The organism is Stieleria magnilauensis (assembly GCA_007753675.1).
GTDB classification, from domain to species: domain Bacteria; phylum Planctomycetota; class Planctomycetia; order Pirellulales; family Pirellulaceae; genus Stieleria; species Stieleria magnilauensis.
Map to the genome: position 1 here is coordinate 8,560,679 of CP036432.1, position 10,425 is coordinate 8,571,103.

Annotated in this window: 5 protein-coding genes (1 of these 5 running past the window's edge); 4 read left to right on the top strand and 1 reads right to left on the bottom strand. The window is 56.0% G+C overall.

Annotated elements, in window-relative coordinates; translation table 11 throughout:
* Positions 1-3,063, top strand: the final stretch of a protein-coding gene (locus TBK1r_RS30795) for an Ig-like domain-containing protein (protein WP_145219132.1). 26,946 nt of this gene lie to the left of the window's left edge; the window shows 3,063 of its 30,009 coding nt (coding positions 26,947-30,009); its start codon lies off the left edge, out of view; its stop codon occupies positions 3,061-3,063.
* Here the strand turns inward: TBK1r_RS30795 and TBK1r_RS30800 are convergent.
* Positions 3,060-4,223, bottom strand: a complete 1,164-nt coding sequence (locus tag TBK1r_RS30800; protein WP_145214698.1) for an ISAs1 family transposase — start codon at positions 4,221-4,223, stop codon at positions 3,060-3,062. The two genes, TBK1r_RS30795 and TBK1r_RS30800, sit on opposite strands and share 4 nt — an antisense overlap.
* Positions 4,224-4,324: 101 nt before the next feature.
* Between TBK1r_RS30800 and TBK1r_RS30805 the strand changes: the two genes are divergently transcribed.
* The 3 genes from TBK1r_RS30805 (at position 4,325) to TBK1r_RS30815 (ending at position 10,407) form a co-directional block, all read left to right on the top strand.
* Positions 4,325-7,294, top strand: coding sequence for a dockerin type I domain-containing protein (locus tag TBK1r_RS30805; RefSeq protein ID WP_145219134.1), 2,970 nt, complete (start codon positions 4,325-4,327; stop codon positions 7,292-7,294).
* A 603-nt stretch (positions 7,295-7,897) separates the two neighbouring features.
* Complete coding sequence (locus TBK1r_RS30810) at positions 7,898-9,037, top strand: FG-GAP repeat domain-containing protein (protein WP_145219136.1); 1,140 nt, start codon at positions 7,898-7,900, stop codon at positions 9,035-9,037.
* Positions 9,037-10,407, top strand: coding sequence for an outer membrane protein assembly factor BamB family protein (locus tag TBK1r_RS30815; RefSeq protein ID WP_145219138.1), 1,371 nt, complete (start codon positions 9,037-9,039; stop codon positions 10,405-10,407). The genes TBK1r_RS30810 and TBK1r_RS30815 overlap by 1 nt, the downstream gene beginning before the upstream one ends.
* The last annotated feature ends 18 nt before the right edge of the window (positions 10,408-10,425 follow it).

Below are 10,425 nucleotides of genomic sequence, written 5' to 3' on the forward strand. Positions count from 1 at the left end.
AACTACGACGAGAGCGGCAACCTGGTCGAACGAGTGGACCGACGCGGGATCGTTTTCCGCAACCGCTACGACAACTTGAACCGGCCCCTCGAGCACATTGTTTTTGAATCGATCACCGATCTCGGCGAATTGACGCTGATGCGTTACGAGTACGACGACGCGCCGAGCGGGGGAAACGGCCCCTACACCGTGACCGAATTCGACGCCAACGGAAACCGATACGTCAAAACCTACGACAGCCTCGGCCGCATCGAGCGGATCGATGATCCCGATCCGGGATCGGAAATCGTGATGACTTACGACGGCGTCAACAAATTGACTGAAACGGACAAAAAGAAACAGACCAATACGTTCCAGTACGACGCACTCAATCGCCCGATCTTGGTGAGCGAATACGACGTCGCTGGCATGATACAGTCCACCCTGACAACTGTGTATCAAGACGATCGATTGCGCGTCATCAACACCGATCGCCGCGGAATCCAAACCATCAGTCAAAACGACTCGCGTGGGCGGCAGGTCCAACTGTCACGACGCCACGCCGACTTGGCCGCGGAATACGGCAGCGAAGAGATTGTTTTGGAAAGCTATCGTTACGACGGCGACAACAACCCAACCCTGTTTATTGATGCTCTTGGCAATCAGACCCAAACGATCTACGACGGCGCGGGCCGGTCCACGTCGGTCATCGAAGGGCTTGGATCGACCGTCGCAGCGACCACACGGTTCACCTACGACAACGTGGACAATGTGTTGACCGTTCAAGACCAGCGAGCGATCGACGGTGGCTGGTTTGACGTCAGCAACACGTATGATGCACTGTACCGCAATGAGACCACGACGAATGGTGAAAAGGAGACCACTGAATTCGGCTACGACCAGAACAACAATCTGATTCGCGTGACCGAAGCGAAGGGATCCGAATACACGACGACGTATCGCTACGACGAACTGAACACGCTGATTTCCGTCAACGAACGACGGATCGACGCCAACAATCGCCCCATCGGTGGCGAGACGTACTATCTGTACGACAACAACCGGAACAAGATCGCGCAGCAAGACGCCAACGGCAATCTGGTGACCTACGCCTACGACGGGTTGAACCGGATGACAGATCTGTACCAGAGCTATTTGCCCGGGCCGCTCGGTCCCGGTCGACTGGGCGCCGGATTCGACGCCGCCACCGTAGCCGGACCCTCGGCACTGCACTGGAATTTCTCCTACGATTTGAACAGCAATCAGACGCAGGTGGTCGATGCGATGGGACAGACGGTGGACACGATCTACGACTACCTGGATCGCCCCGACCTGGTCACCTACGGCAATCATTTCGCTGCCGGGCTGGACTACCAAATGCAAGACGTCGACTACGACTACGACGCCAACAGCAACGTCACCAGCATCATCGAAACCAAACAGGTCGGCGGAAATGAGGTGATCGAGCAGTCACTATTCACCTATGACCATTTGGACCGCATGCGAACGCGGGTGACATACAACGGCAAAGACATTGAATACACCTATGACGTTCAGGGCAATCGCCGCAGCATCAAAGACCCGGACGACTTTACAACTCACTACGACGCTTACGATGCGCGGAACCGATTGACGAACGTCACGACCGAGGCCGGTCCGACGACGTACGAATACTGGCCGGACAATTTGCTCCAGAAGACGACGTATGCCAATGGCACGATCGCCGATCGCAGCATGGCCGACGCGTATGACCAGGCCGATCGACAGACTCGGATCGTCAATCACGGTGGCAACGTAGACGATCCGATTTCCCGGTTCGTCTACACTTACGACGACAACGGCAACCGCGACAGCCAGTCCGAATCACACCGCGAAATTCGCGGCGGAGCTGCCGAATCAACCTCCTATGACTACGATTTGCTGAATCGACTGACCGACGTCAGCTATGGTGTCGGCGGAATCAACGGCCGGACCGAATACACGTACGCCGCCAACGGCAACCGATTGACCGAGATCGGTGTCGATCCCGTGGATGCGACGACACAGATCGTCCGCAAGTATCACTACGACCGCATCAACCGTTTATGGGCGATCGAAAACGGAATCGACAAGGCCCAAAGCATCGCCTACGCCTACGACGACAACGGCAATCGGACCGACAAATCGATCGGTGAAGTCGTGGTGACCAAGACGAACGCCGACAATCCGATTGTGGCAGTGCTCTCCCCGAGCGCCAGCTACGCGTACGACTATGGAGTACGAGATGAGTTGCTGTCCACCGTTGACGTCGCCACGGGGTTGCCGGTTCGATTCGACTACGACCACGCCCGTATGCGAGTCAAAAAGATTACGTCGGACCTGGACGATGACACGCGGTTTTACACGACCCACTATGTGTACGACGATTCGGCGACGCTGCTGGAATACAACGAAAGCGGCGACACGACGATCAAATACAATTACGCCTACGAGTTGTTGTCACTGGTCGAAGTCCATCCGGCCGGCAGTACCAACGCCGCCGATCGCTCCAGCCAATTCTACTTGCGCGACGGGCTGGGCAGCACGTCCGACCTGACCAACGAATCCGGCGCGGTCCAGCGCACCTACATGTACGACGCCTGGGGCGACCTCCGCCAGCGCGATGCAACCGGCACCCCCTTGTCCTTCGGTTTTTCCGCCAACCCCAAGCAATACACCGGCCATTACAAAGACAACGAAACCGACCTGCACTACTTCAAAGCCAGGTACTACGACGACGACATCGGATTTTTCATCACGCAAGATCTCTACCACGGAGAGGTCAATACACCACCGAGCTTGCACCGGTATTTGTATGCGTATGCGAATCCGGTAAGGTTCGTCGACGGGCTTGGTTATGCTTCAGTCGACCGAAATACACTAGATTCACTGCGGGCAACGCTTGGCAGGATGCTTCCATACAAAGAGCAAAGCGCGATGGGGGCGGTCCGCAATTCTGCCAATCGTCTCCTGACGGAGTTTGAACATGTTATACCTAAGGGACTAGTAAAGATTGCCCTTGGAGATTCGGCCAATGACACAGCACGACGATCGCACCAAAATTAGGCTGCAAACAGGAGTTTCTCGAGGAATTCGCTGTTCCAGCCAGCGATTTTTCGCTTCCGCCTGAGGCTCTTATTCCGAGTGTCTCGCTTGAGAAGCGTCGTCACAAACCGACGAGCAAAGCTCATGTTCGATGTCGCGTTCTTGGTTCGGAGCCGACTGGAGTCCTCATGAAACACGACATCGAGGACCCAGTGCATGCTCTCTATACTCCAATGGCTACGAGCACAATTTGAGAATTCATGCACCCGCGCCGGTCGGCTCGAAATGTAGTAGCGAACATCGCTTGATTGCCGGTCACCACGAGTCGTGCAAGTATTCGCTTGGCAGATACTTTTTGCTCCTTTCCACTGGTCGGTCAGTTCGCGAAGTGCTTTTGGAATTGGGCAGGTCGCATAGAAGCGTTCCTCTTCACGCGCGGCCTGCTTTCCTGTGGTCGTCATTGCCCGAACACCGTGGGCTGTGAGCCCATCGTTATGGGCCATCTCAAAGTGATCGGCGATGGCAGCACAGAGCTTGGGATGGTTGTCTTTGACAGCGAACAGATAGTCGCCACCTCCCTCGACGATCTTTTCAGCAATCGACTTTTGGCATCCCATGGCATCGAGCGTCACGATCGAATTGCGTAAGTCGATTAGATCGAGCAATTCGGGAATTGCCGTGATTTCGTTGGACTTTGAGTCGACCTCGGTTTGCCCAAGCGTGACACCATTTGCGGTCGCCCAGGCACTGACGATATGAATCGCATCAGATTTCTCCGCATCGGTATAGGATCCGCGCACCGTCTTGCCATCGATCGCAACGTGAACGGGACGATTGTCGTCCTTGCTGGCGTGATCCCAATTAATCTCGCAGAGATGAGCGTGCCATTGAAGCAGCGCCTTCTGAAACTCGGCTGGTTTGATCAGGGACAACACTCGCGTGATGGTATCGTGAGACGGAATGCCGGCATCAAAGTCGGCGAATTTGGATAGCCAATCCAGTTTCTCACCACCGAAGCTTTCGATCTCATCAGGTCCGTCCGCGCCTGCGATGACCGCCGAGACAACCAAAAACAGAATCGAGTTAAGTGGATGGATTGTCCGGCCTGCGACTCGCGGGTCGCCGACCTGATCAAAACACTCGTGAAACACATCGATTTGGGAAGCCATTGCCATCTCCATAACAGGGCAGTGAAAAACCAGTCTGGCTGAATTTATTGGCAGAGGGGTTCACTGAGGCAAGGCTTCGACGAATACTGAAACCAGATTTTGGTGCGATCGTCGTGAATGACACAGTAGGATTTACGACACGTGGGAATGCGATTAAAAGAATAGAGAACTGGTACAAACGCACGACAACACTTGCTATTTCAAAGCGTGCAGCCGACTTTAAGACGAACAATGCCATTCAAACTGGCGACAAGGCGGTTATTGCTCAGGCGAAAGTTGCATCCAGTAATGGAACTGGCGTAAACGTTGTTGATGACCTGTTTCTTAACTCCATTGAGCGGACGAACGTCGCGTTGCGTGCGACAAACGCGTCTGTGCAATCCGGTAAGGTGACGACCACTGCGTTGGACAGTCTTGGTGACCTGATGGGGATTCATAACAACGTCGATTTGGGAGTGACAGATCGAGACCTCGCGCGGGCGTTGAGCTCCTGGGACGATTTCGATGATGTTACTAAGGGGCCTATTTCAAAGGTGTCGCCAGATCTCACCTTGAAAATGTATGATCCAGCTGATGAGCTGATCGAAAGCCTCGGGAAAATCGGCAAATCAGCGAAAGTCGTTGAAGAATCATCAGTGAGTGGATTTGGTCGTGCTTTCTCCGCTATTGGGACCATTGCGTCTTTGGCTGGCGCAGCTGTGAGTGGCTATCAAATTGGGTCTGGAATCGATGACATTTCGCAAGGGAACTACGGGACTGGGATAACTAGTGTTTTATCTGGCGGTGTGTCTCTTGGACTCGATTTGGCAGTGACGTCGGCAGTTGCGGCTGGTGAGTTGACTGCCGGCGCTGTAGCGCTGCCAGTTGTCCTGGCAGGTGCGGGACTGTATCTCGCAGATGAAACGGTCAGCGCAGCAGCCAAAGGGGAAGATACTCCTTTAGAGGTTGCTGACGAATTCTACGGTACACACTTTAGCGATATCCATGGATGGGCGACCGGCGTCTATGGAGAAAATTCAATTTCGACAGCGTACAAGTACTATTTTGGTGAGGACACAAATCAACGTGGTACAGTAGTCGGAGTAAGCCGAACGCGACCTGTCACCAGCGAGGAATTGAAGACTACTTTGAGTGCCGCGATATCAAATGTGTTGAACGACATATCGCTGAATCATTCGGACTCATTTAGTGTGGTGTTTGCAGATCTTCCCGGTAACCTATTGGCAAATGCGATTCCTGACTCTGCGAGTGCAAATCATGCATTGAGCACTTCAACGATTCTGGTGGATGAAGATGCAGCCGGAATAGGTTGGTCCACCGAATTAGAGGATCCAAAACCTTCGCAATACGATCTGTTAACGGTCTTGAAACATGAGCTCGGCCACTTGCTCGGGAGGCGGCATGTGACTGGGGATGATCTTATGGGGGAATATCTGTCGCCGGGCGAGCGACGCATGGAAGATGATGGTAGCACTTCAATGAGACAGCTTGGTTCGATCTATGGATCTGGCGACGAAATTCTGGAGAAAGACGATTATAGGGTTAAAAGGTTTTCAGTTTCGTCGCGTATGCCAGTGACGCACACGTCTACATGGAATGCTAACGACGCACGTGTCAGCCAGGTAGCGATTGGTGCGTTTGCAGAAGTCGCTGATCCGATAATACTTGGCGAAGCGATTGGGGCACGGAGCCGATTTGTTGAATTGAATTCCGTTCCTGCGAACGCAGACGCCCTAGTGTTCTCAGTTTCCGATATCGGTTTATTTCAGTCTCCATTGGTTCCCCAGGATGCATTTGAGGTTGCTTTGTTTGATTTATCAACTGGACTTCCAGAGCGCACTGTCAATGCACTTCTATTAGCCGATGCGTTGTTAAATGTGCAATCTGACGGTGCGTTGTTTGCTGCGTCTGGAGTGCAGGGAGTAGATAAAGCTGCACTGCAATTCGATTCCTTTTCGCTACCCACGACCGTGTCCATTGACATTAGTTCCATTCCTGTTGGCACGGAACTGTTGTTGTCCTTTGACTTACTGGGTTTCGGCGAAGCCGATAGCTCGGTCACGATCAGCGACATTCGCTTTGTGACGGAGACGCCGGTCGGTGAGGTCGTCGGTCGGCAGTTGTTTTACAACCATTCTCAGTTCGATGGGTTTGATGCCGCGGCCGACGCGTCGGATGATCTGGCGGTCGCTCCGGATAAGCTGCCGCTGGCCGCAGACCAATTGGCGAGCTTCGAGAATGTCTCGAACTATTGGCGGGGGATCAACGGGATCTTCGTCGATGTCGACAACTTGCCCGGCACCCCAACGGCCGACGATTTTGTGTTCCGGATCGGAAACGACAGCGACTTGGCGACGTGGTCGACCGCGCCGGCACCTAGCGAAGTCACCGTACGCAGTGGTGCGGGCGCAGCGGGATCGGATCGCATCAGCATCACCTGGCCACATCAGGCGATCGCCAACAAATGGCTGGAAGTCCGCATGCTCGCCAACGAGCGGACGGGGCTGGCAGCGGACGACGTGTTCTATTGGGGCAGCGCGGTCGCCGACACCGGCGACTCCGCCTTCAATACCTTCGTCAACTCCAGTGATGTCAGCCGCATCGAAGCCGGTTTCCGAGATAGTTCCGATCCCGCGCCGCTGACGGACGCCATGGATCTGAACCGCGACAGGATCGTCGATACGACCGATGTGATGATCGCACAGGCCAACCGAACCAGCTTTCTCCGAGACCTGAACATCATCCGACCAGGCGATTTGAGTTTCAACTACGACGTCAATGAAAGTGGTACGGTGTCGCCACGGGACGCATTGCCGATCCTTAATCATCTGGCTCTCGTTGCAGAGAATCCGCCCATCGTGGATCCGCCCGCTGCAGAACCACCGGACGACGACCGGATGGGCGTCGACGCCGTGCTGACGCAGCGAGACTACCTGGACACCTACGACGTCGACGGCAAGGGCACCTTGTCACCGTTGGACGCGCTGCTCGTCATCAACCGCGTCGCACTCGACGAGGAATCGGAAGAATCGACCGCCGCGGTGGACGAATCATTGAGGCAACTGATGGTCGAAGACTTTTAGCGGCCACATGACCGACCGTTGCCGGGGGTAACTTATGGGGGCGCAGCCTGACGCCAGCGAAGTGTTTGCGGTATTGCACGGGAAACGTCGGCCATCAGGTGTTGCGTCCACTCAATGGCAGGCTAACTTGAGCAGCATCAGGCTACGCTGTGAAGCATTTTTGTTAGCGGCAGGGCGCGAGCCCTCCGGTCTTCGACGGTGTTTCCAAGCTGAAACCGGACGGCTCGCGCCGTTCCGCTACGACCCCCAGCGGCAAAGTAAGTGTCATTGGGCGCGAGCCCTACAGTGTTTCGTGAACGATGAGGGACCGGAGGGCTTGCGCCCAATACCGCTCAATCGACATTGAGGGGCGCCCGGACGCTGGCGCGAACCGGCTGATATCAATTGATAATCAGCCGTTTGGCGCGAGCCTACGGGCCCTTCGCTGGTCAATACCTTGTCGATTGAGCGGTATTGGGCTTGCGCCCTGCCGCTAACACCTCGTAAAACGCAGGGAATAAAAGCTTCACAGCATAGAACGTCCGAGCTGCGCGTTGGCGTGAAAATCTGCGCCGGCGGGTTGTTCCTCCACCACCGACACGCGTTCAACGAAAACCTCTCAAAATGCAGTTCAGATTGCGACACGCGACGGCGACGATCTTCGGTCTGTTGCTAACGACAACCCTGATGGCTCAGGACCGCACGTTTGTCACAAGCGATCGTCTTGCACTGGGGACTGACGTTTATCGCTCCGCTTCGGTACGGCTGGGTGATGTCGACAGCGACGGCGATCTGGATGTCGTCGTTGCCAATGGACGGCATTGGCCGGAACAAAACTTTCTGTTTCTCAACGCCGGCAGGTCGACGTTTTCGATCATGCGTCCCTTGGGCAGCGATCGCAGAACGTCCTACGCGTGTGAGTTCGCCGATCTGGATGGCGACGGCGACCTGGACATCGCCACCGGCAACGACATGGCGCCGGGCCGCATCTTTCTGAACGATGGAACCGGCACGTTTTCAGCACACGGGGAATTCTCAGACGTCTCCAGCCTGCGAAGCCTGACCGTCGCCGACATCGACTCCGACGGAGACATCGATCTGATTTCCACTTGTCGCGGCCGGGCCAACCGAATCTATCTGAACGACGGCGCGGCCGACTTTCGGCCGGGGCCAACCTTCGGCCGCCGCGATGATTCCACCATTGACGTCGCCGTGGCAGACATCAACGCCGATGGTTATCCTGATTTCTTGTTGGCAAATCGCGACCGGCAGGCGAACGAGATCCTGTTCGGCGATGGCACGCTACAGTTCAATCAACGCACGTCCTTTGGATCGGGAAACGATCAATCCAGAGCCATCGCGGTCGCCGACATGAACGGCGATGGCAAGCTCGACTGGGTTGTCGGCAACATTCGGCAGAGCAATCAGCTCTTTCTCGGCGACGGCAAGGGTGGCATCCAGGAAACCTATTCTTTCGGTCCCGCCGATAGTGTGACGTATGCGATTGCCGTTGCCGACACGAACAACGACGGCAACATCGACGTGATCTGCGGCAACGTCGGCCAGGCGAATTCGGTGTTCTTCAACGGCGGCGACGGCAAGTCATTCGTCGAAGCTTCCTTCGGCGATCCCGCCGCGGCAACGTACGGACTGGCCGTTGGTGATCTCGACGGCGATGACTTTGCGGACATCGTCGTGGCGAATTCCAACAGCATGAATTTTGTTTTCCTGAATCGACCTCTCCGAACGCGGACGGCCCACTGATGAGATCTTTCCCCGCAACCCTGCTGCTGGCTTTCGGTCTGTTGGCTTTTGGTTTGCTGACGCAGTGGGAATCCCTGCACGCACAATCCAACACCGACTGGCCGGCGTTTCGCGGGTCTGGCGGCCGAGGTGTCGCGGAGGGGTTTCCTGTTCGCACCACATGGAACGCTGACCCGGCGGCCGGAGCGCTCGACGGGGTGCTCTGGCAGACCGAGGTTCCTGGCCTGGGGCATAGCAGCCCCGTGATCTTCGGCGATCAATTGTTTCTGATCACCGCCATCGCGGATGAAGGGAGTGCAGAACTTGAAATCGCCGCCGGAGGAAAACCGACCGCCGCCGACGACAACGGCCGGCAGCAGTGGGTGGTTCTGTGCTATGACAAAACCAGCGGCAAAGAATTGTGGCGTCAAACGTTGCGAACGGGCGAGCCGCGGGCCACGCGGCACGCGAAAGCGACTCATGCCAACACAAGCGTGTGTGTCGACGGCCGACATGTGGTTGCGTTTCTCGGGTCGGAAGGGCTGTACTGCTACGACATGGAGGGCAAGTTGCTTTGGCAACGCGATTTGGGCGTGATCGATATCAGCAAGTACGGGATCGGCTGGGGCTACGCCAGCTCTCCCGCGATTCACAACGATCGCATCGCGCTGGTGTGCGACGATCCGACCAATCCGTTCGTCGCGGTGCTGAATTTACAGACCGGCGAAGAAATCTGGCGAGCAGCCCGGACCAGCGATTGCGAACGCAGTTGGGGAACCCCGCTGATCCACGCCACCGATGACGCGACCCAAGTTGTCGTCAACGGCTGGCCGTGGATTGTTTCGTACGATCTGGAGTCCGGCAAAGAGCGATGGCGTTTGGAAGGCGGAGGCGACAATCCCATCCCAACTCCGTTTGAAGCGAACGGCTGGATTTACATCACGAATGCGCACGGAGCAAAATCGCCGATTTACGTCGTTCGTCCCGACGCCCGCGGCAATCTTTCTGCAGACGAATCGGCGGCTTCAAAAGACGCCGTCGTGTGGAGCGTCGAACGAGGCGGATCCTATCTGTCGACGCCCGTTGTTTACGGTGACTACCTGTATCTTGGAAATTCCAACGGCGTGGTGCGTTGTTTCCACGCGAAGTCTGGCGAGAAAATCTACGAAGAGCGTCTCGGCAGAGCAGCCGGAATCGTTGCCTCGCTGGTTGCCGCCGACGGAAAAATCTACTGCGCATCGGAAAATGGCAACGTGTACGTGCTTCGAGCCGGGCCGGAATTTGACATCCTGGCGATCAATCCCATGTCCGAACCGGTCCTGGCAACACCCGCCCTTTCGGAAGGCGTGCTCTACATCCGGACGACGCGACGGCTGATCGCGATTCAGTAGACCTACGCGGGCGAGTTC

Bases quoted from the DNA above. Each gene is read 5' to 3' on its own strand.
- TBK1r_RS30800 (WP_145214698.1), bottom strand. From the start codon at position 4,223: ATGGAGATGGCAATGGCTTCCCAAATCGATGTGTTTCACGAGTGTTTT.
- TBK1r_RS30810 (WP_145219136.1), top strand. From the start codon at position 7,898: ATGCAGTTCAGATTGCGACACGCGACGGCGACGATCTTCGGTCTGTTG.
- TBK1r_RS30815 (WP_145219138.1), top strand. From the start codon at position 9,037: ATGAGATCTTTCCCCGCAACCCTGCTGCTGGCTTTCGGTCTGTTGGCT.